Annotated in this window: 22 protein-coding genes; 13 read left to right on the top strand and 9 right to left on the bottom strand. The window is 53.9% G+C overall.

Annotation, left to right across the window (positions count from 1 at the left end):
• The first annotated feature begins 126 nt into the window (after positions 1-126).
• The 4 genes from gntR (at position 127) to HV832_RS07785 (ending at position 4,705) form a co-directional block, all read left to right on the top strand.
• The gene (gene gntR / locus HV832_RS07770; RefSeq protein WP_176802998.1) at positions 127-1,155 is read left to right on the top strand and encodes an HTH-type transcriptional regulator GntR; all 1,029 of its coding nucleotides are present in this window, start codon (positions 127-129) and stop codon (positions 1,153-1,155) included.
• Positions 1,156-1,408: 253 nt separating this feature from the next.
• Complete coding sequence (locus HV832_RS07775) at positions 1,409-1,954, top strand: gluconokinase (protein ID WP_317889301.1); 546 nt, start codon at positions 1,409-1,411, stop codon at positions 1,952-1,954.
• A gap of 128 nt (positions 1,955-2,082) precedes the next feature.
• Positions 2,083-3,387, top strand: coding sequence for an MFS transporter (locus HV832_RS07780; protein WP_176802999.1), 1,305 nt, complete (start codon positions 2,083-2,085; stop codon positions 3,385-3,387).
• Between the two features lie 238 nt (positions 3,388-3,625).
• The gene (locus HV832_RS07785) at positions 3,626-4,705 is read left to right on the top strand and encodes a porin (RefSeq protein ID WP_176803000.1); all 1,080 of its coding nucleotides are present in this window, start codon (positions 3,626-3,628) and stop codon (positions 4,703-4,705) included.
• 145 nt (positions 4,706-4,850) lie between these two features.
• On the opposite strand, the gene HV832_RS07790 is transcribed toward HV832_RS07785, so the two are convergent.
• From HV832_RS07790 to HV832_RS07820, 7 genes are all read right to left on the bottom strand, one after another.
• A complete protein-coding gene (locus HV832_RS07790; protein ID WP_176803001.1) occupies positions 4,851-5,828 on the bottom strand; it encodes a branched-chain amino acid ABC transporter permease in 978 nt (325 codons plus the stop codon).
• Between the two features lie 11 nt (positions 5,829-5,839).
• Positions 5,840-6,724: a branched-chain amino acid ABC transporter permease gene (locus HV832_RS07795; RefSeq protein ID WP_176803002.1), complete on the bottom strand. Its 885-nt coding sequence runs from the start codon at positions 6,722-6,724 to the stop codon at positions 5,840-5,842.
• A 150-nt stretch (positions 6,725-6,874) separates the two neighbouring features.
• Entirely contained in the window at positions 6,875-8,086 is a 1,212-nt protein-coding gene (locus HV832_RS07800) for an ABC transporter substrate-binding protein (protein ID WP_176803003.1), read from the bottom strand.
• 58 nt (positions 8,087-8,144) lie between these two features.
• A complete protein-coding gene (locus HV832_RS07805) occupies positions 8,145-8,867 on the bottom strand; it encodes an ABC transporter ATP-binding protein (protein ID WP_176803004.1) in 723 nt (240 codons plus the stop codon).
• Positions 8,864-9,640: an ABC transporter ATP-binding protein gene (locus HV832_RS07810; protein WP_176803005.1), complete on the bottom strand. Its 777-nt coding sequence runs from the start codon at positions 9,638-9,640 to the stop codon at positions 8,864-8,866. The genes HV832_RS07805 and HV832_RS07810 overlap by 4 nt, the downstream gene beginning before the upstream one ends.
• Positions 9,641-9,922: 282 nt before the next feature.
• Positions 9,923-11,548, bottom strand: coding sequence for a GMC family oxidoreductase (locus HV832_RS07815; RefSeq protein ID WP_176803006.1), 1,626 nt, complete (start codon positions 11,546-11,548; stop codon positions 9,923-9,925).
• 19 nt (positions 11,549-11,567) lie between these two features.
• Entirely contained in the window at positions 11,568-12,608 is a 1,041-nt protein-coding gene (locus HV832_RS07820) for an NAD(P)H-dependent flavin oxidoreductase (protein WP_176803007.1), read from the bottom strand.
• A 27-nt stretch (positions 12,609-12,635) separates the two neighbouring features.
• Here HV832_RS07820 and HV832_RS17490 point away from each other — a divergent pair, with 27 nt between their 5' ends.
• The gene (locus HV832_RS17490) at positions 12,636-12,767 is read left to right on the top strand and encodes a hypothetical protein (RefSeq protein ID WP_263398753.1); all 132 of its coding nucleotides are present in this window, start codon (positions 12,636-12,638) and stop codon (positions 12,765-12,767) included.
• 18 nt (positions 12,768-12,785) lie between these two features.
• Here HV832_RS17490 and HV832_RS07825 read toward each other — a convergent pair whose 3' ends face one another.
• Positions 12,786-14,282 carry a CoA-acylating methylmalonate-semialdehyde dehydrogenase gene (locus tag HV832_RS07825; protein WP_176803008.1) on the bottom strand — a complete coding sequence of 499 codons (1,497 nt, stop codon included), beginning with the start codon at positions 14,280-14,282 and terminating at the stop codon, positions 12,786-12,788.
• A gap of 145 nt (positions 14,283-14,427) precedes the next feature.
• On the opposite strand from HV832_RS07825, the gene HV832_RS07830 reads away from it, so the two are divergent.
• The 4 genes from HV832_RS07830 (at position 14,428) to HV832_RS07845 (ending at position 16,894) form a co-directional block, all read left to right on the top strand.
• Positions 14,428-15,321, top strand: a complete 894-nt coding sequence (locus HV832_RS07830) for a LysR family transcriptional regulator (RefSeq protein ID WP_176803009.1) — start codon at positions 14,428-14,430, stop codon at positions 15,319-15,321.
• Between the two features lie 82 nt (positions 15,322-15,403).
• The gene (locus tag HV832_RS07835; protein WP_176803010.1) at positions 15,404-16,135 is read left to right on the top strand and encodes a substrate-binding periplasmic protein; all 732 of its coding nucleotides are present in this window, start codon (positions 15,404-15,406) and stop codon (positions 16,133-16,135) included.
• Entirely contained in the window at positions 16,135-16,413 is a 279-nt protein-coding gene (locus tag HV832_RS07840; protein WP_176803011.1) for a hypothetical protein, read from the top strand. The genes HV832_RS07835 and HV832_RS07840 overlap by 1 nt, the downstream gene beginning before the upstream one ends.
• 37 nt (positions 16,414-16,450) lie before the next feature.
• Positions 16,451-16,894, top strand: a complete 444-nt coding sequence (locus tag HV832_RS07845) for an FKBP-type peptidyl-prolyl cis-trans isomerase (protein ID WP_176803012.1) — start codon at positions 16,451-16,453, stop codon at positions 16,892-16,894.
• A gap of 20 nt (positions 16,895-16,914) precedes the next feature.
• Here the strand turns inward: HV832_RS07845 and HV832_RS07850 are convergent, their stop codons facing one another.
• The gene (locus HV832_RS07850; RefSeq protein WP_176803013.1) at positions 16,915-17,139 is read right to left on the bottom strand and encodes a hypothetical protein; all 225 of its coding nucleotides are present in this window, start codon (positions 17,137-17,139) and stop codon (positions 16,915-16,917) included.
• A 199-nt stretch (positions 17,140-17,338) separates the two neighbouring features.
• Here HV832_RS07850 and glpK point away from each other — a divergent pair, with 199 nt between their 5' ends.
• The 4 genes from glpK to HV832_RS07870 all read left to right on the top strand — a co-directional run bounded on the left by glpK (position 17,339) and on the right by HV832_RS07870 (position 21,215).
• Entirely contained in the window at positions 17,339-18,808 is a 1,470-nt protein-coding gene (glpK, locus tag HV832_RS07855) for a glycerol kinase GlpK (RefSeq protein ID WP_176803014.1), read from the top strand.
• Positions 18,809-18,897: 89 nt separating this feature from the next.
• The gene (locus HV832_RS07860; protein WP_176803015.1) at positions 18,898-19,431 is read left to right on the top strand and encodes an SRPBCC family protein; all 534 of its coding nucleotides are present in this window, start codon (positions 18,898-18,900) and stop codon (positions 19,429-19,431) included.
• A 73-nt stretch (positions 19,432-19,504) separates the two neighbouring features.
• A complete protein-coding gene (locus HV832_RS07865; protein WP_176803016.1) occupies positions 19,505-19,891 on the top strand; it encodes a hypothetical protein in 387 nt (128 codons plus the stop codon).
• Between the two features lie 106 nt (positions 19,892-19,997).
• Entirely contained in the window at positions 19,998-21,215 is a 1,218-nt protein-coding gene (locus HV832_RS07870; protein WP_176803017.1) for a BtaA family protein, read from the top strand.
• The last annotated feature ends 18 nt before the right edge of the window (positions 21,216-21,233 follow it).

Genomic DNA, 21,233 nt, shown 5'->3' on the forward strand with positions numbered 1-21,233 from the left:
TCATGCAAAATCGATTCTTTGCACGATAGGTCGCCACAGGTGCGGATCGCAAGAATATGCGCTAACCGGGATTTTTCCGTCGTTTGATTCACTTACAATGTTATCGCTAACATTTTTCAGATTGTTATGAGCAAAATTCAGACTGCCAAAGGACGTGCCAGCGGTAAAATCACCCTCGCCGAAGTGGCTGCCAGGGCAGGGGTCGCCAGCATGACGGCATCGCGTGCGATCAGCCAGCCGGAGCGGGTTTCTGCCAGCCTGCGTGAACGCGTGGAACAGGCCGTGGCTGAATTGGGTTACGTGCCAAACCGGGCAGCGCGGGCACTGGCTTCGGCGCAGTCAAATGTGATTGCCGTGCTGGTGCCGTCGCTTTCGAACGCTGTGTTCACGGAAGTGCTGGCCGGCATTCAGGATGTGCTCGATGCAGACAATTATCAGTTACTGATCGGGAATACCCGTTACTCCGATGCCGAGGAAGAAAAACTGCTGGGTATCTACTTGCAATCGAATCCGGATGGTATCCTGTTATCCGGCATGACGCACAGCCCGCGGGTGGAACAAATGCTGCAGGCGTCGCAGATACCGGTGGTATCCATGATGGACCTGGCAGAAAGCGGGCAGGCTTTTGCGGTCGGGTTTTCCCAGTTTCAGGCGGGCTATACCATGACGCGCTACCTGCTGGACAAAGGACATCGTCGTATCGGTTTTATGGGCGCCCAGCTCGATGAGCGAACATTAAAACGTGCTGAAGGTTATCGCAAAGCCATGCGGGAATCCGGCCTGGAAAACAACAGGCTGGAAGTCATGGTCAGCGATCCTTCCACCATTGCACTTGGCGCCGAATTATTAGGGCGGATGTTATCGGTAGCGCCGGACTGTGACGCAATCTTTTGCTGCAATGACGATCTGGCGCATGGCGCCATTTATCAATGCCAGCGTCGCGGCATTGCTGTTCCTGATCAGATCGCTATTTGCGGATTCAATGATTTGCCCGCTTCTGCCTGGATGAAACCTTCAGTCACCACCATCAGTACGCCGCGTTACCGGATCGGGTTCGAGGCGGCCAGCCTGTTACGCGCACTGATCCGCAAAGAAGCGGTTCCTCAGACCCAGATTGACCTCGGATTTACCCTGATGGCACGCGAAAGTGCCTGAAAAACGACACTGCAGGATTCAGAACGCTGACGCTGAATCCTGATATTTTTCTGGCTGCCCGAAACGCGCACAGCCAGTATTTTCCTGCCTTTTACATGGTTTTACTGCACATTTTCCGGACACTTTGATGTCATGTTTATGCTGCCATGCAGCATCGGATGTTCTTTACAAATTCCCAGCCAGGATTAAACTCCGATTCAAATGTTAGCGCTAACAATAAAGCTGACTAAGTTGCTTCTTGAACGGAAATTTTGTGAATAACTCCTCTGAAACCCATACTTCCGCCGCATCCACCATTTCCCGCCGCTGGGTGATCATGGGCGTCTGCGGCTGCGGCAAAAGTGAAATCGGCCAGCGTCTGGCAACCGCATTGGCAATCCCTTTCAGCGAAGGCGACAGCTATCACCCGCCTGCCAACATACAGAAAATGCAATCCGGTATTCCATTGACCGATACAGACCGCGCAGACTGGCTGCAAGTGTTGAAGCAACAGCTTGCCACTGCCCGGGACAATCATCAGAACCTGGTCTTATCCTGCTCGGCGCTCAAACGCACTTACCGTGATCTGTTACGTGAAGCAGATCCGGCGCTGGTATTTGTGCATTTGCACGGCGAACGTGCGCTGATCACCAGCCGTATGCGCATGCGCAACGACCACTTCATGCCTTTATCGCTGCTCGACAGTCAGCTGGCTGATCTGCAGATGTTAGAAGTCGATGAAACCGGTCTGCGTCTGAATATCGAGCAACCGCCAGCAACACTGATCGAGGAAATTATTGACTGGACGGCTGGCAGCTGAATCCCTGCACATCTGATTTTTTTTCGCTTTTATCCACACTGACGCGACTTTTTGCTCTGGCCTGACCAGATCTTGCCCGAGTAAAACCAGACGCGCCGGCTTATAACAACTGATTCAAGGAGACACCCATGAATACACCGCAATCCACCAGCATTCCGCGACGACGCTGGGGTATCGGCGCACTGCTCGGTATCGGCGTGCTGATCAACTACATCGATCGTATCGGCCTGTCAGTTGCCGCACCGCAGATTCAGGACTTGTTCAAACTGAGTTCTGTCGAAATGGGTTTGCTGTTCAGCGCATTTGCCTGGTCGTATGCAATTTTGCAGATCCCGGTCGGCATGGTACTGGATAAATTCGGTCCTACCAAAGTTGGTCGTTACGGCGCCTTTTTATGGGGCATCGCTTCCACCATTACTGCCTTGTCCAGCGGTTTTGCGGGGATCTTTTTTGCGCGGATTCTGCTCGGCATTGCAGAGGCGCCGGCATTTCCGGTGAGTTCCAAGGCAACCGGTTACTGGTTTCCGCGCAAGGAGCGCGGTCTGGCAACCGCCATTTTTGATGCTGCCGCCAAATTTTCCAATGTAATCGGCGTACCGCTGGTGGCAGTGACGGTGGTGAGTTTTGGCTGGCGCTGGGGCTTTGCGCTAACGGCCTTGCTGAGTTTTATGTATTTTTTTGCTTTCCTGATTTTTTACCGTGATCCGAGCGCTGATCCGCATTTATCCCGAGCCGAGCTGGATTATATTCAACAAGGCGGTGCCGCACCGGAAGGCAAGGCAGACAATGGCGCTATCGGCATGCTCGGCTATCTGCTGCGCCAGACCAAAGTCTGGGGTCTGACGATAGGCTTTGCCGCGTATGGTTATTCGTTTTACCTGTTTCTGACCTGGCTGCCGGGCTATCTGGTGCAGACCATGCACATGAGTATTCTGAAATCCGCCGGCTATGCAGCCATTCCCTGGATATTTGCCACATTGACGGACCTGTTCGTCGGTGGATGGCTGATTGATCACCTGATCTCACGTGGGTGCGATGAATCCAGAGTCCGCAAGACCGTGCTGATCATCGGTATGTTATTTGGCCTGGCAGTGTTCGGCGCTACTCAGACGGTGGATCCGGTCTGGGCGATTTTCTGGATTTCGATCGCACTCGGTGGTCTGGCATCAGCCGCGCCGGTTGGCTGGTCGCTGCCTTCGCTGATTGCGCCGAAAGGCGGGGCGGGTACCATCGGCGGCATCATGAATTTTGTGAATAATCTGATGGGTGCAGCAGCACCGATAGTGACCGGTTACATCGTCGGCGCCACCAATTCATTCACTAATGCGTTCTTTGTCGCCGGAATAATTTTACTGGTCGGCATTATTTCTTTCGTCTTCGTGCTTGGAAAAATCGAGCCGATTGCCGAACCAGCGGCCAGTCAGCATCCCTGATTGGCCGCTTTTGATCAACATCCGCATGGATTGTCGAAGCAGCCAATCAATGGATTCAACTACGACGCAATCAGCAAATCAGGCGGATGAATTAAGTCAGGGCAGTGCTGTACATGACGAAGTAACGTGTCAGTGCTGACCAGTCTTATACCTGCTCACACTCACTAACCAATTAACAAAAGGTTCCGCGGGAGCCAGAGCTTTCTGCATGCCTTTTATTCGATAAAAGAGAGACATCATGAAAAAGATTAAACAACTCACCTGGATTACCGGAATCGGTTTCACCAGTCTGGCACTGTTCAGCCATGCAGCGCTGGCACAAAGCGCCGTCACCATGTACGGGGTGATGGATGTGGGCGTATCGGTCGATCAGGGTGGCATCAATGGCAGCTCAGTGCGCCTCACCAGTGGGATGGCTACCCAGAGTCGCTGGGGGTTCCGTGGTACTGAAGATCTGGGCCAGGGTATGTCTGCCTTCTTTGTGCTGGAAGGCGGTGTTCATGCCGATACCGGCGGCTCCACCCAAAACGGTACGCTGTTCGGACGCACCTCTGTCGTCGGCCTCAGTAATACGCTGGGCAAGGTATCGCTCGGCTTGCAGGACACGCCTTATTTCACTGCGCTCAACACGATAGTAGACCCTTTGCGTAACGGTATTGCCCGCTCCAACAATCTGATGGCGGCCACCGGTTTCCGCGCCGGAAATTCCATACTGCTCAGAAGCGCCAGCTTCGGCGGTTACAGCGCAGACCTGATGTATGCGGCAGGTGAAGTCAGCGGCGATGTGCATGCTGCCAGCGCCATTGGCGGCTCTTTCGGTTACAGCCAGGGACCATGGAACTGGCGGGTCGCTTACCATCTGAAAAACAATGACAATGCCAGTATCAGGAATACGGATTCTGCGCGCAATTTCCTGATCGGCACTAACTATGATTTTGGTGCGGCGAAACTGTACCTGGGTTATGCCATTGACCGCGGTCCCAACAGCGCTTCATTAAACAATACCGCCGCCAGTTTTGGCGGTGCCGCACCGGTTGCCTCGACCGACAGTACCGATCTGCTGCTGGGAGTCTCGGTGCCTTTCGGTGCCAGTACCGTCGTTGCGACCTATATCCGGAAAGATGATAAAACCGCGCTGAATCAGGATGCCCAACAGTATGCGCTGGCTTATATGTACACTCTTTCCAAACGGACAGACATCTACACTTCCTATGCGCTGATCCGTAATCAGAACGGCGCGGCCTATACTGAAGGCAACAGTGAGGAGCCCGGCCTCGGTAACAAGCAATTCACCGTTGGCCTGCGTCATCGTTTCTGATGCCGCTGTGACGCTGTCCGGATGAGCGTATCGCTGCGAAAACATCGCAGTCTGATGGCTGAAACATCCCAGCGGCAGGCACTTCATTGAAAAGCCCTGCGAGCAGGGCTTTTTTCACTGATTCAGACAGGTAAGAGGGCCGCTCTCAACGTTTTCCATTTGCGGTGCGCTGAAATACCTCGGCCAACTCACCAACAATCCCCTTACGGAACAGCAGAACGCAGACAATGAAAATAAAACCGGTCACTATCGTTACCGAGTCTCCCAGTGTCCGGAACCACTCTACCGTCGTGATATTGGCCAGCAGATTACCCAGATCGCCCAACTTATTTTCCAGCGCAATAATAATAATTGCCCCGACAATCGGTCCTGCCAGCGTCCCCAGCCCACCTACCAGCGTCATCAGCACGACCAGGCCGGACATCGTCCAGTGCACATCCGTCAGCGTTTCGAAACCCAGCACCAGCGTCTTGGTTGCGCCTGCCAGGCCCGCCAGCGCCGCCGACAGTACAAACGCCATCAGCTTATATCTGTCAACGTCATATCCCAGAGAAATGGCGCGCGGTTCATTTTCTTTGACTGCTTTCAGCACCTGCCCGAAAGGAGAATGGATCGTACGCACCACCAGCATGAAACCAAAGACGGCAATCGCCAGCACAACATAATACAAAGTCAGATCGGAACTCAGGTCGATCATGCCAAGTAATTTTCCGCGTGGAACGCCCTGCAAACCATCCTCACCGCCAGTAAATTTAGCCTGTAAAAATACAAAATACAGCATCTGCGCCAGCGCCAGCGTGATCATTGTGAAATAAATACCCTGGCGCCGGATCGCCAGCGCCCCCATGACCAGGCCAATCAGCGCAGCAGCCACAACGCCCAGCAGAAGTCCGATTTCAGTCGGCAAACCCGCATCACGCAAAGCCCAGCCTGCGATGTAACCGGCACCGCCAAAAAAAGCGGCATGGCCAAAAGACAGCAGGCCGGTAAAACCGATCAGCAGATTGAATGCGCAGGCAAACAAGGCAAAACATAGCAGCTTCATCAGAAATACCGGGTACATCATTGTCGGTGCCACCAGCAGCACCAGCAGAGCAATACCGTAAGTCATCTTTTTATTCATGATCGCTCCGATTATTTTTCTTTACCAAACAGGCCAGCCGGGCGAATCATGAGCACAATCGCCATGACAATAAATACCACCGTCGCCGACAGTTCAGGGTAAAACACGCGGGTCAGCCCTTCGATGATACCCAGACCCAGCCCGGTCAGAATCGAGCCGAGAATCGATCCCATCCCACCAATCACCACTACAGCAAACACGGTGATAATCAGGTTGGAACCCATCAGCGGTGATACCTGAATAACCGGTGCAGCAAGCACGCCGGCAAATGCGGCAAGCGCCACGCCAAAACCATAAGTCATGGTGACCATCAGCGGGACATTGATACCAAATGCTTCGACCAGTTTGGGATTTTCTGTTCCCGCCCGTAAATAAGCGCCGAGCTTCGTCTTTTCGATCACAAACCAGGTTGCAAAACACACGACCAATGACGCCAGCACGACCCACGCACGGTAATTCGGCAGAATCATAAAGCCGAGATTGGTCGCCCCCATCAGCGCATCGGGAACGGAATAAGGCTGACCGGAAACGCCGTAAACGGAGCGAAATACCCCTTCGAGCATCAGCGTGATCCCGAAAGTCAGCAGCAATCCGTACAGATGGTCCAGCTTGTACAACCAGCGCAGCATGGTTTTTTCAATCACGATGCCGAAAATACCTACCAGCAGGGGTGCCGCGATCAGCATCACCCAGTAATTGATGCCGAAGTAATTCATGCCCATCCAGGCCAGGAATGCACCCATCATGTACAAAGCGCCGTGTGCAAAGTTAATGACGTTCAGCAATCCGAAAATAACCGCCAGCCCCAGTGACAGCATGGCGTAAAAAGAGCCGTTCACCAGACCCAGTAAAAGCTGGCTCAGCATCGCTTGCAGCGGAATACCAAATATTTCCATGGCACTCTTCAGAAAAATTTCCGTCGCAACGGAGGATGAAAATACCGGGTTTTTCCAGGATCGCCCGATGGCAGAAAAACCCGCTGACGATGAATCGACTGCCCAGCCTGTGCCCCGGCAAACATTCCGGGGTACAGACCGGCAATCAGATTATTTCCATAATGCGCACTTGGATTCAGCCTTTGATGTGAATGCTTGCTCACCAGGAATCGTTTGTGCCACCTTGTAATAGTCCCAAGGCTCTTTGGATTCAGACTGGGTTTTCACCTGCATCAGATACATGTCGTGAATCATGCTGCCGTCGGCACGGACATAACCGTTCTTGGCATACATGTCGTTAATCTTCATGCTCTTGAGCTTCGCCATGACCTTGTCTGTGTCATCACTGCCAGCCGCCTTGACTGCATTCAGGTACTGGATGGTGGCAGAATAATCTGCGGCTTGCAGACTGGAAGGCATCTTCTTCATTTTTTCAAAATACCGGCGTGACCAGGTGCGTGCTTCCGGAGTCTGGTTCCAGTACCAGCTGTCAGTCAGGTACATGCCTTGTGTCAGATTCAGTCCGAGCGAGTGGATGTCGTTGATAAACATCAGCAGACCGGCCAGCTTCATCGACTTGGTGACGCCAAATTCATTGGCCGCTTTAATCGCGTTAATCGTATCGCCACCTGCGTTGGCCAGCCCCAGAATCTGCGCTTTGGAAGTCTGGGCCTGTAACAGGAAAGAAGAAAAATCAGAAGCAGAAAGCGGATGTTTCACCGAACCGGATACCGTGCCGCCATTCGCCTTGACGACATTGGCAGTGTCATTTTCCAGCGAGGCACCAAAAGCGTAATCCGCTGTCAGAAAATACCAGCTTTTTCCACCCTGCTTCACTACCGCAGAACCGGTTCCCTTCGCCAATGCGACGGTATCGTAAGCGTAATGCACGGTATTCGGTGTGCATTCTTCATTTGTCAGACGGGCAGTGCCGGCGCCGATCGAGATAAAGACTTTTTTCTTTTCTGCCGCCACTTTAGACATCGACAGGGAAGTACCCGAATTCGTACCGCCAATCAGCATATCCACACCGTCGCGGTCAAACCATTCACGTGCCCGGCTGGCGGCAATGTCTGCCTTGTTCTGGTGATCCGCCGTCACCAGTTCAATTTTCTTGCCGAGAACCGTGCCGCCAAAATCGGCAATCGCCATTTTGATGGCTTCGATCCCGCCCTGACCGTCAATGTCGGAATACAAGCCGGAAATATCCGTGATGAAACCGATTTTAACGACATCGCCCGATACCTGGGCAGATGCGGAACCGGCAAATCCCGCCAGAGCGGCGGCGACAGCGAGGCTGGCTGCTTTGTATTTTACTTTCATGTCTTCTCCAATCAATTTTTATGAATACCTGCAAACCTGCAGGTCACGGCAGGAATCGTTACACACCCAACAGCTCATTCAAGACAGGCATCTTGTCCTGCAGCAGTGAGGCTGCGAAAGTTTCGACAATCTGCCCGTGCTCCATCACATAAAACCGGTCTGCCAGTGGCGCAGCAAAACGGAAATTCTGTTCCACCATCACGATCGTGTAGCCCTTGGCCTTCAGCGTCATGATCATCCTGGCCAATGCCTGCACAATCACGGGCGCCAGACCTTCGGAAATCTCGTCCAGCAACAGCAGGCGGGCACCGGTACGCAAAATGCGCGCAACCGCCAGCATCTGCTGTTCGCCACCGGACAAACGGGTTCCCTGGCTGTTTTTACGCTCCGCCAGATTAGGAAACATGGCGTAAATTTCTTCCACCGGCATACCGGCATGATCGTGCGAAACCAAAGGCGGCAACATCAGGTTTTCTTCTGTGGATAAGGAAGAAAATATCCCGCGCTCCTCAGGGCAATAACCTACGCCGAGATGCGCGATCTTATGGGTCGGCAAGCCGACGGATTCGACGCCATTGATTTTGATTGAGCCCTTGCGCGCACCGGTCAGCCCCATGATGGCGCGCATGGTGGTGGTACGGCCAGCGCCATTTCTGCCAAGCAGGGTAACGACTTCGCCCGGATGCACCAGCAGATTCACATCATGCAGGATATGCGATTCGCCATACCAGGCCTGGAGATGGCTGATTTCCAATGCGGGGGGAGTTGCCGGGACGCTCATGCATGCGCTCCCTGAAGTTCACCCTCGGTACTGCCCATATATGCCTCCATGACTTTCGGATTCTGAGAAACCTCGGCGTAAGTTCCCTCTGCCAGCATTGCTCCACGTTGCAATACCGAAATTTTGTCGCAGATGCCGGAAATGACACTCATGTTGTGTTCCACCATCAGAATGGTGCGGCCAGCCGATACTTTCTTGATCAATTCCGTCACACGGTGCACGTCCTCGTGCCCCATGCCCTGAGTCGGCTCATCGAGCAGCATCATTTCCGGCTCCATCGCCAGCGTAGTGGCAATTTCCAGCGCACGCTTGCGGCCATAAGGCAAATCAACCGTGACCGTGGCGGCAAATTCTGTCAGATCAACTTGCGCCAGCAGCTCCATGGCGCGTTCATTCAGGCGGTTCAAACTGTGATGGCTTTTCCAGAAATGAAATGAGGTTCCCAACGCCCGTTGCAGACCGATACGCACGTTTTCCAGCACAGTCATATGCGGGAACACGGCAGAAATCTGAAATGAACGGATGATGCCCTGACGCGCAATCTGGGCGGGCCTTGCAGAAGTAATATCCTGACCGTTAAACAGAATCTGTCCTGAGGTTGGTACCAGAAATTTGGTCAGCAAATTAAAACAGGTGGTTTTACCGGCGCCATTCGGGCCGATCAGTGCATGAATATGTCCGCGCTGAACCTGCAGGTCCACAGCGTTAACCGCCGTAAAGCCCTTGAACTCTTTTGTCAGGCGCTTGGTCTCCAGGATGACATTATTGGTCATCTCGTCTCCTTGTTGTTTCCAGAACCGCACCTTTTGGCGTCAGTCCCTGTTTTTATGAAAACACCACAACAAACCCGCTGATCGTGCAGCGGGCATTTATTATTTTATTCTTGAGAACTGCGCTGAAACTATACCTGCAAAATACGCTGGTTCAACGACATTTTGTACGTTTTGCCTCATTGTGATTCCCAACTTTTGATAGTAACCAGCAAATCAAGTGAACGCCAATACGGTATAACTACGGTAAGTAATAGCACGTAGATCAACGATAAATCGCCCTCGTCAGGAGGTGGTGTTAAGCATGTGCAATGCCGCTTTTTCAGCAATCATGACGGTCGGGGAATTGGTATTGCCGGAAGTAATCGTCGGCATAATCGACGCATCCGCCACCCTCAGACCACGGATACCCCTGACGCATAATGTGCTGTCGACCACGGCACTGGCATCATCTGCCAGCCCCATTTTGCAGGTTCCCACCGGATGAAAAATAGTGGTGCCGATATCGCCGGCAGCTCTGGCGAGTTCTTCTTCGGTACGGAATTCCACGCCCGGTTTCATCTCTTCCGGCAAGTATTTTTGCAAAGCAGGCGCTGCTACGATTTTTCTTGTCAAAGTCAGTGAATCCGCCGCAATTCTGCGGTCCTCCGGCGTGCTCAGATAATTCGGCACAATCTTTGGCGCTGTCAGCGGATCGGTTGCGGCAATCCGGACATGGCCGCGTGAGGTAGGGCGCAGGTTACAGACACTGGCGGTAAATGCCGGAAAATCATGCAGCGGATCGCCGAATTTTTCCAGCGACAGAGGTTGCACATGGTATTGCAGGTTTGGTGTTTCCTGACCGGCATCCGAGCGGGTAAACGCACCAAGCTGGGAAGGCGCCATGGACATAGGACCACTCTGAAACATCAGATATTCAAGGCCGATACGGGCTTTGCCAAACAGGTTGTTCGCCATCTTGTTCAGCGTTCTGGCGCCCTGGATCCTGAAGGCTGAACGAATCTGTAAATGATCCTGCAAATTGGCGCCGACACCGGGCAAATCGTGCAGCACCGGTACCCCCACCTGTTGCAAATGTGCAGCGTCGCCAATACCGGAATGTTGCAGAATAGCCGGTGACCCGATCGCGCCGGCAGCCAGCACGGTTTCACGCCGGGATTCGGCAAACCATGCCCGTCCGCCGCCGGTGAATTCAACGCCGGAGCAACGTTTTCCCTGTTCATCGGCGGTGATCTGCAGACGCTGTACCTGGCAGCCGGTCATGATGGTCAGGTTCGGTCGGCTGGCGGCTGGCTTCAGAAACGCTTTGGCGGCGTTCCAGCGGATACCGCGTTTCTGGTTCACATCGAAGTAACCGCAACCCTCATTGTCACCGCGATTAAAGTCCTCCGTTTTCGGGATACCGGTCTCGGCAGCCGCTTCGCGGAAAGCATCCAGAATCTCCCATGACAGGCGCTGTCGCTCGACCCGCCATTCGCCGCCACTGCCATGAAATGCGGCATCGCCGCTGTAATGGTCCTCACTTTTTTTAAACAGGGGCAGCACCCGATCCCAGCGCCAGCTGTCGTCACCACTCAGCGCCGCCCATTCGTTGTAGTCGCGCGCCTGGCCGCGCATGTAAATCATGCCGTTGATGGATGAACAACCGCCCAGCACTTTGCCGCGCGGATAAATCAGGCTGCGGCCATTCAGCCCCGGTTCGGATTCGGTCCGGAACATCCAGTCAGTGCGCGGATTATTGATGCAGTACAGATAGCCGACCGGAATATGAATCCACAGATAATCATCTTTCCCGCCAGCCTCAATCAGCAGCACATGATTTTCTGGCCGTTGTGACAGCCGGTTTGCCAGAACACAACCTGCGGTGCCACCACCAATCACAATGTAGTCGTACTGACCTGCTGATTCCATATCCTCTTTCCCCGAATAGTTAAGCGGTCTGCATGTCGCGGACGAGTTCCGCCATCAGATCTGCCACGCTGATTTCCTTGCTTCTGGCGACCCCCTGACCGCACCACAAAGACATCAGTTCAGTATTGTTTTCTTTCGCTGCTGCTGCGCGGATTGATCCGGTCAGCGCATTCTGTACCGGATAGGCCGGCACCTGTTCCGCCACCCCGGCCATCAGCTGCATGAAACGATTGTCGAGGCCGCGTGCATAACGCCCTGAAAAAGCCCGGGTCTGGCGTGTGGTGTCGCTCTCTGCCTGCAACAGGCGTTGCTTGTAAGCAGAAGAAATCCCGGATTCCAGCGTCGTCAGGAAAGCGGTTCCCATCTGCACCCATTGCGCACCGGCGGCGCGCATGGCGGCGATATCGTGGCCATCCATGATGCCGCCTGCAGCGATCAGCGGAATCTGCATATGCGGAAGGCAAGCCTTCAGCAACGCCATCGTACCCAGCGTGGATGCCTGTTGTGCGCCGATGAACGTACCGCGATGTCCGCCAGCCTCCACGCCTTGCAGGCAGACTGCATCGGCGCCGATCGCCTGCCATACGATCGCTTCCTGCAGATTGGTCGCGGTGCCGACCACCAGAATCCCGGCGTCGTGCAAGCGCTGCATCTGGCTGCCATGCAAGACATCAAAGGTAAAACTGGCCATCGCCGGATGTGCGGTAATCAGTGCATCTAACTGCGATTCAAAATCTTCACACCAACGCGTCGGCGTCGGCAGTGCTTCCCAGCCCAGCTCCTGGCAAACAGGCTGCAACAGGAGTTTGGCCGATTCCAGCGCGGCAAAATCGATCGTTGGCCGGGCCTGTACAAACAGATTGATCGCAAACGGTTTGTCCGTCAGGCGACGGATATGCTCGGCCTGTTCGATAATCGCCAGCGGGGACAACAGCGGCGCGGCCAGCGAACCCAGGCCACCGGCATTGGACACAGCAGCCACCAGCTCCGGCGTCGTGGCACCACCCGCCATTGGCGCCTGTATGATCGGATAAGGGCAAAGATGATCCATCGTCAGCATGAAATTTCCTTCGTCAGAGTGTTGTGTATGATGAGCGCAGCCGTCCGTATCAACCCGGAACGTCAGAAAGACTATACGGCGGATTGCTTACACCAGACTTTATCGAGCCCGCTGCCGCAGTCCGGCATGCCATGCTTTTCAGAGGTCACGGCAGGCTGATCTCATCAGGCATCACACTTACTTGGCGACCGGCATGGTGAATTCCGCCCCTTTACCGATACTGTCCGGCCAGCGCTGCATGATGGATTTGTAGCGCGTATAAAAACGGATACCTTCTTCACCATAAGCATGCTGATCGCCGAACAGCGAACGCTTCCAGCCGCCGAAAGAATGCCATGCCATCGGCACTGGAATCGGTACATTGATGCCGACCATACCGACCTGAATGCGGCGCGAAAATTCACGCGCAGTATTGCCATCCGACGTGAATAAAGACACGCCGTTTCCGAATTCATGGCGATTGATCAGCTCGACGGCCGAAGCAAAATCCGGCACACGGACGATGCACAGTACCGGGCCGAAAATTTCTTCACGATGAATTTTCATGCCTTCTTTCACGTGATCGAACAAAGTACCGCCAAGGAAAAATCCTCCGGCATGTCCGGGCACGCTCAGGCCGCGACCGTCCACCAGCAGTTGTGCGCCTTCGGCCACGCCGTCTGCGATATAGCCTTCAATCTTTGCCTTATGCACAGCCGTCACCACCGGCCCCATTTCGGCATCGGCTTCCATGCCATTTTTGATCTTGAGTGCCTGTACCCGCGGAATCAGCGCGTCGACCAGTTTATCTGCCACCTCACCGACCGCCACAGCTACCGAGATCGCCATGCAGCGTTCACCCGCGGAACCATAGGCAGCACCCATTAACGCATCAACTGCCTGTTCCAGGTTGGCGTCCGGCATCACCACCAGATGATTTTTGGCACCGCCCAGAGCCTGAACCCGCTTGCCCAGCCGGGTGCCTTCGCTGTAAATATATTCGGCAATCGGCGTCGAACCGACAAATGACACTGCCGACACATCAGGATGTTGCAACAAACCGTCCACCGCAGCTTTATCACCTTGCAATACATTGAACACGCCATCCGGCAAACCAGCTTTTTTAAACAGTTCAGCGATGAATAAAGAACAGGATGGATCACGCTCAGACGGCTTCAGAATAAATGTATTACCAGTGGCGATCGCCAGCGGAGCCATCCACATCGGTACCATGAAAGGGAAATTGAACGGCGTGATTCCTGCTGTCACGCCTAAAGGCTGGCGCAGATTGTAATTATCGATACCGCCACCAATATTGTCGGAAAACTGTGATTTCAGCAGTTGTGGCATACCGCAGGCAAATTCAACGACCTCGATACCGCGTGTGACTTCGCCCATGGCATCGGACAGTACTTTGCCGTGTTCACGGGTAATCAGCGCAGCGATTTCCCGGTGATGCGCATCGAGCAGCGCCTTGAACTTAAACATCACACGGGCGCGCTTGAGCGGAGCCGTCTCGGCCCATGCCGGCGCCGCTGCCTTGGCCGCAGCAACGGCAGCATTGACGGCATCCTGATCGGCCAGCGCCACCTGAGCCACGACTTCACCGGTGGCAGGATTAAATACGTCCTGCTGACGACCGCTGGCAGAATGTAACACCTGACCATTTACATAATGCTGAATCATGAATGTCATAAGAAATCCTTAGTCAAAATTAGAAACTGAGTAGCAGATTAATCGACTCGCCATAGCAAATCCAATGAGTTATTATCAACAGCAATATAAATTTTCTTTATAAAGCATTCACCTGCAATTCGGGTTTTCTGGCTCAGGAGTTGTCATGGACATTGTCCAGCTGCGTTCTTTCGTTACCGTCGCCCGTGAAGGAAATCTGACCCGTGCGGCAGAAAAACTCCATTTGACGCAGCCCGCCGTGAGCCTGCAAATTAAAGGATTGCAGGAAAGCCTGAATCTGCAACTGTTCAGCCGCAGTGCCAGTGGCATGCGTCTGACCAACGATGGCGTCAAATTGCTGCCCTACGCTGAACGTGTGCTCAGCACGCTGACCGAATTTCGCCAGGCGGCAGATTCCCTGCATTCCACTATCAGCGGCGAGCTGGCCATCGGGACCATTCTCGATCCGGAATTTACCCGCCTCGGGGTGTTCCTGAAACGGCTGGTCGAAACCTATCCGCAACTGTCGACGCGTCTGCAACAAGGCATGTCCGGTTCGGTGCTACAGCAGATACGGGCAGGAACGCTGGATATTGGTTTTTATATAGGGGATATTCCTGATGATGGAAAAACGCCCTGCCACAGCACCGTACTCACCCATTTTACTTATCGCGTGGTGGCGCCCGGAGGCTGGCATACCCGGGTACTGGGCCAGCCGTGGGAAAGCCTGGCGCAACTGCCTTGGATCTGGACCCCACCGGAATCGGCGCATCATCGTCTGCTGGGTAAAATTTTTGCCGCGCTCGGCGTGACGCCGAATAAAGTGGCGCTGGTCGATCAGGAACCATCGATGCTTGATCTCGTCAAATCCGGCGTGGGTTTGAGCCTGATCCGGGATTCAATTGCGATCCGCGAAGCCCATGCGCATGGACTGGTGATTGCGGACGCCGTCAGCGTAGAAACTCAATTAAGCCTGATCTGTCAGGAAAAACGAAAAAATGACGCCATGATTGCAGCCGCATTCCAGTTGGTCCGGCAATGCTGGCAATTATTGATATAAACCGTAATTGATACGGAAAGTCAGATTACAATGCCCGGTTATGATGTCGTATTTCAACCGAACCTTCCGGGGGAAAATGATCGTGTCCAATTCACGCACTCTGGCTCTTTTTCTTGCACTCGCCACTGCTGTGCCTGCCCGGGCCGATGCAGGAAACATCCGGTTGCTGATACAGGAGTTCGCACCATTCACTTACACGGATAAAGATGGACAAATCCGCGGCTACGTAACAGAAAAAATCATGGAAATCATGAAGCGTGCCGGGGAAACGCCCGTGATCAGCAGTACCTCGCTGGCCCGTGGACTGAGTGCAGTATCAAGCGAGGACAACACCTGTCTGTTTGCATTCCGGCGTACCCCGGAGCGGGAAAACTCCTATCAATGGGTGGGGCCCCTGACCACCGACACCTGGGTTTTATATGGCCGGAAAAACGATAACCACCTTCTGAAAAAATTGGAAGACGCCAGGCCCTACACCATTGGTTCCTATAAGAATGCCGCCACCGGCCTGCAGCTGACGGCGCAGGGATACCGCATTGTGTTTGCCGGTGTAGATGAGGAAAACCCACGCCTGCTGGTAAATAAACGTATCGACTATTGGATCGTTTCAGAGCTGCACGGTATGCATATCGCACATCAGCAAGGTTATGCCGATGATATCGTGGAAGCCATCCGGTATAAGACGATGGAACTGAATATGCTGTGTAGCCTTCATATGGAAAAAAAGCGGATTGAGCTGTTCAATAAACTCAATAAAGACATCGATAACGACGGAACTATGGAAAAAATTTTACGTCAATACGGAATCAGATAATGGCACGTTCAACCAAAGCCAGTCACGCAGTACAACGCCTCAAGGAACGGAGCCAGGGGCAAATCTATGCGATGGTCAGCATGGCCGATGGCCGCTTTTTTCTGACCCGCCGCACCGGAGACCAGCCAGCGCCTGAAGTGCTGTGCGAACCGCTGGAAATCGACGACTTTGTCAGCTACGTCAACAGTCTGGAAAAACAGGCTGCTAAAAAGATCAGTAAACTGGATCAGGCATTTGAACAAAACCTGCAGCGTGCCAAAAATAAATCCTCTGTCTGAATATTTAATCACTGTATTGTCATTGAAGGAATCCACCATGAAACCTGCCCTTTCCGCCATATTGCTCAGCACCTGCCTGATTCTGCCAGCCAGCAGTGTCATGGCACAGATGCAAAGCGATACCCAGGAAGTCAGCAGCCGCCTGCAAAAAATCGACGTAAAAACCGGCAACGGTGAAGAAATCCAGTCCGGCAGAACAGCCGTCGTCCATTACACCGGCTGGTTGCATGACCCACTGGCAGCAAAGGAACACGGTCAGCAGTTTGACAGCTCGCGGGGCAGGCCGCCGTTCAGTTTCGTACTGGGATCGGGGAAAGTGATCAAAGGATGGGAGCAGGGCGTTGCCGGTATGAAAATCGGCGGCAAGCGAACGCTGATTATTCCGCCGGAGCTGGCATACGGCTCACGAGGCGCCGGTGGCGGCATCATCCCGCCTAATGCAGCGCTGATTTTTGATATCGAACTGATCGACATCCGCTAAACTACCGCAGTCATATCCAGTTACACGATGCGACGCTCATCGTGTTGCGCCAAAGGTACTGACAATGTCTCTTCCTCGCGCAGTATCACCGGATCAAATATGTAGATAACATAGAAAAAGCAGGAAACCGCCAGCACCAGCGCCAGCGTGCCGACGAAAAACAGGGGTTGCAGGCCTTCAGGAAAAATATACTGATACCAGCCGATCAGGCTCGATACCACCATCAGCGCAAAAGTCACATTCATCAAGCGCCGGGATTTCCATCTCATGGCGGCAGCAAACAACAGCATCACCAGTAAGGATAACGAAAAACTGATAACTCCTGACACAGGATGACCTCTCTGTTTAAATATCTAATAATAAATTAGCATAAAAAAATATAAATTCCTTGATTTTTTACAATCATTTTCTTTTTTACAGCGTCCATTTTCCTGAGGAAAAATTATGACTTATCTGTTAGCGCTGGATCAGGGGACATCCAGTTCGCGCAGTATCATTTTTAACCACCAGGGGCAGATTATTGCAGCGGCACAGCAGGAATTCCGTCAGATATTCCCGCAACCCGGCTGGGTGGAACATGATCCGGCAGAAATCTGGCTGAGCCAGTTTGCAACTGCCCGCCAGGCGTTGCGAAATGCCGGTTTGCAGGCGCAGGATATCGCTGCCATCGGTATTACCAATCAACGGGAAACCACCTTGCTGTGGGATAAACAAACCGGTCAGGTTTTATCGAATGCGATTGTCTGGCAGGACCGGCGCACGGCCAGCGTCTGCGAGTCACTGCGGGCGGACGGTCATGCTGGAACCATCCGGGAAAAAACCGGCCTGATTCTCGATCCGTATTTCTCTGCCAGCAAGCTGCAATGGCTGCTGCAACATCTGCCGGGCGCCATGCAGCGCGCGAAACGGGGTGAACTCGCATTCGGCACGGTCGATACCTGGTTAGCCTGGCAACTGAGCGAAGGCAAACTGCATGTGACGGATAGCAGCAATGCTTCCCGCACCATGTTGTTCAATATCCATACCGGGCAATGGGATCCGGCATTACTGGAATTATTCGGCATTCCGGCAGCGATCCTGCCGGAAGTGCATCCTTCCAGCCACCATTTCGGCGAAACACATCTGTTCGGCAGCCCGATTCCGATTGCCGGCATCGCCGGCGACCAGCAGGCCGCCTTGTTCGGGCAAGCCTGCTTCACGCCGGGCATGGCAAAAAATACCTATGGCACCGGATGTTTCATGCTGATGCACACAGGACAGCAAGCGGTCACATCCCATAACGGGCTGATCAGCACGGTGGCTTGCCAGACAGGAGACCAGGCGCAATACGCACTGGAAGGCAGCGTTTTTATCGGTGGCGCAGTCGTGCAATGGCTGCGGGACGGACTCAAGGCGATCCAACATTCACCGGATGTGGAGGCGCTCGCGGCCAGCGTTCCCGATTCCGGCGGTGTGGTATTTGTACCCGCATTTACCGGACTGGGTGCTCCTTACTGGGTGCCGGACGCCAAAGCTGCGATTGTCGGCCTCAGCCGCGGCAGTACCGTTGCGCATATCGCCCGCGCAGCCCTCGAATCCATCGCCTTTCAGACTACTGCCGTACTGCAGGCCATGATCAAAGATGCGGTATGCCCAATTACAGAATTGCGCGTCGATGGCGGTGCAGCGGCCAATAATCTGTTACTGCAATTCCAGGCCAACCTGCTGGGTATTCCCGTGGTGCGGCCGCAAGTGACAGAAACCACCGCGCTGGGTGCCGCCTGCCTGGCCGGGCTGGGTGCCGGCATCTTCAGCCATATCGACGAATGTGCATTGCTGTGGCAGACTGAACGTCAGTTTTTACCGACCATGAGCCGGGATCAGGCACAGGAATTCATGCAACACTGGGAAACGGCAGTAGGGCGGGTGCGCTGACCGGACAAACAGGCAGCCGGGCTTGGCGCGGATCATTGCTGCCGTTATCTGTCAGACAGCGTGGGTTTCGTTTTTTCAGGGAGACGGAAATGAAAGCGGTTCGATACACACTGGGTTTTCTGTTGCTGCTGGTGCTGGTTATCGTCGGTCTGGCCTTACTGCAACCGAATCATTACAGCGTCAGCCGCAGCATTCTGATCAGGGCAGCACCGGAAAAAATCTATCCCCTGATCGCAACGCCGCGTTTGTGGAAAAACTGGTCGGTCTGGAATCAACGTGATCCGGCCATGCAGATGCAGTTTTCCGGGCCGGACAGTGGTCAGAACGCAAGCTGGGAATGGAAGAGTAAAACCCAGGGAAACGGCGGCATGCGCTTTACCAGCGCCGTGCCCAATCGGGAACTGGCTTATGAGCTGCATTTCGAGGGCATGGGAAAACCATCGACCGGTACCCTGCGCATAGAAAAAACCGGTGATGGTTGTACTGTACTGTGGGATATGCAGGGCAACACCGAAGGAAATCTGATGATGAAGCTATTTCAGCCATTTATGGATAGAATGGTGGGTTCCGATTTCGATGGCGGTCTGAAAAACCTCAGAAAAATCGTGGAGCAGGCACCCTGATTTCCGGTATTCCCGCGCAACAACAGCAGGACCAGCCATCAGGGCGGCGCATTTTATTTCGCTATTGACTCTCATGAAACTCAAGTTTTCCCTGTTGCTGGCGATCAGCCTGATCAGCAGCATCTGTTTTGCACTGGAAACCCGGACAGCTGGCAAACCAGCCGGCAGCCCGCCCGATACACCGTCCCAGTCTGTATTCGTAGTCGGCGCTGAAGATTTGCCACAGGCTGCATCTGGCGTCCGGATCGATGTTCCGACGATGGAGCAGGAAAAGGTCAGACCCTCCATCCCGGTGACGGCAGCACAGGTCTGGTCAGGGCCAGTGCCTTTGTCCGGAGTCCTGTTTGTACTGGTCGCCTCCATGCCAGTGCTGGCTTCGCTATATTTTGCTTACCAACTGTTCCTGTTCATCCGCGCCCGCAAACGCCGCTTGTCTGTCCACCACAGAAACGAACCATAAATTTATTTACAGGCAGTCTGTTTTTCACGAAAACTTCATTGAACTGTCACCAGCCTGTCACCTGAGCCGCCTACAGTCTCCGTATCTATAACAATAGCCGGAGACGATGATGTCCAGCAAAGCACTGATAGATAGCGCGGTTTTCAATTCAACCACAGCTGGCCGTAAAGGCATTGCGGATAAACTGTTTGCTCACTGGTTCAGCCGCCTGGTCTATGCCCAGATCTGGGAAGATCCGCAATCCGACCTGCAGGCACTGCAATTGCGTCCCGGTGCCAATATCCTGACGATTTCATCCGGCGGCTGTAATGCGCTCGCTTATCTGTCGGCGGAACCTGCTGCCGTGCATGCAGTGGATCTGAATGCAGCGCATCTGGCGATGCTGAATATGAAACAGCAGGCCATCAAGCATCTGCCCGACTATGATGCAGTGCTCGCTTATCTCGGGAACGCCGACCAGACGGACAATCTGAAACGTTATAAACGCCATATCCGCCAGCACCTGTCAGACGATGCGAGTAATTTCTGGGAAAGTCGTTCACTGACGGGCAAACCGCGCTACCACTACTTCACCGATCAGGCTTATCAACACGGCCTGCTGGGGCAGTTTATCGGCATTGCGCATGTCTTCGTCCGCATGATGGGCGGCGACATGCGCAAAATGCTGGAAGCACGCAATCTGCAAGAACAAACCAGCCTGTTTGAACGCTACGTCGCACCGGCGTTTGATACCGCATTGTTTAAATTGATCGCGCGGCAACCGCTGGCGCTGTACAGCCTCGGCATTCCGCCATCCCAGTTTGAAGCTTTGAAAAACGATGCCCGCGACGGCTTGCACAATCTATTCAAAGAAAGAATGCGTCATCTGGCCTGCGATTTCCCGCTCGATCAGAACTGCTTTGCGCAGCAGGCGTTTGGCCGCCGTTACGACACCGGTAAACAGGCAGCGTTGCCCATGTATCTGCAGCAAACGCATTTTCCGGCATTGCGCCGCAATATCGACCGCCTGCATGCACACCACACCACCCTGACTGATTTCCTCAGCACCCAGCCGCGTGCGTCAATGGATGCCTATCTGTTTCTGGATGCGCAGGACTGGATGGATCAGCAACAGATCACTGCATTGTGGGAAGAAGTCACCCGCACGGCAGCACCGGGAGCCAAAGTGGTGTTCCGTACCGGCGGCAGTGAATCTCCGCTGGAACACAAGCTGCCTGCGGGCCTGCTCACCGCCTGGCAGACCGACCCAGCCCACAACAAGGCGCTATATGCGACCGACCGTTCGGCCATTTACGGTGGCATGCATCTGTATCAGAAAATCTGAACGCGTCGGCCTTGAAAT

It is taken from the genome of Cognatundibacterium oligocarboniphilum, assembly GCF_013377855.1.
Taxonomy (GTDB): domain Bacteria; phylum Pseudomonadota; class Gammaproteobacteria; order Burkholderiales; family Burkholderiaceae_D; genus Undibacterium; species Undibacterium oligocarboniphilum.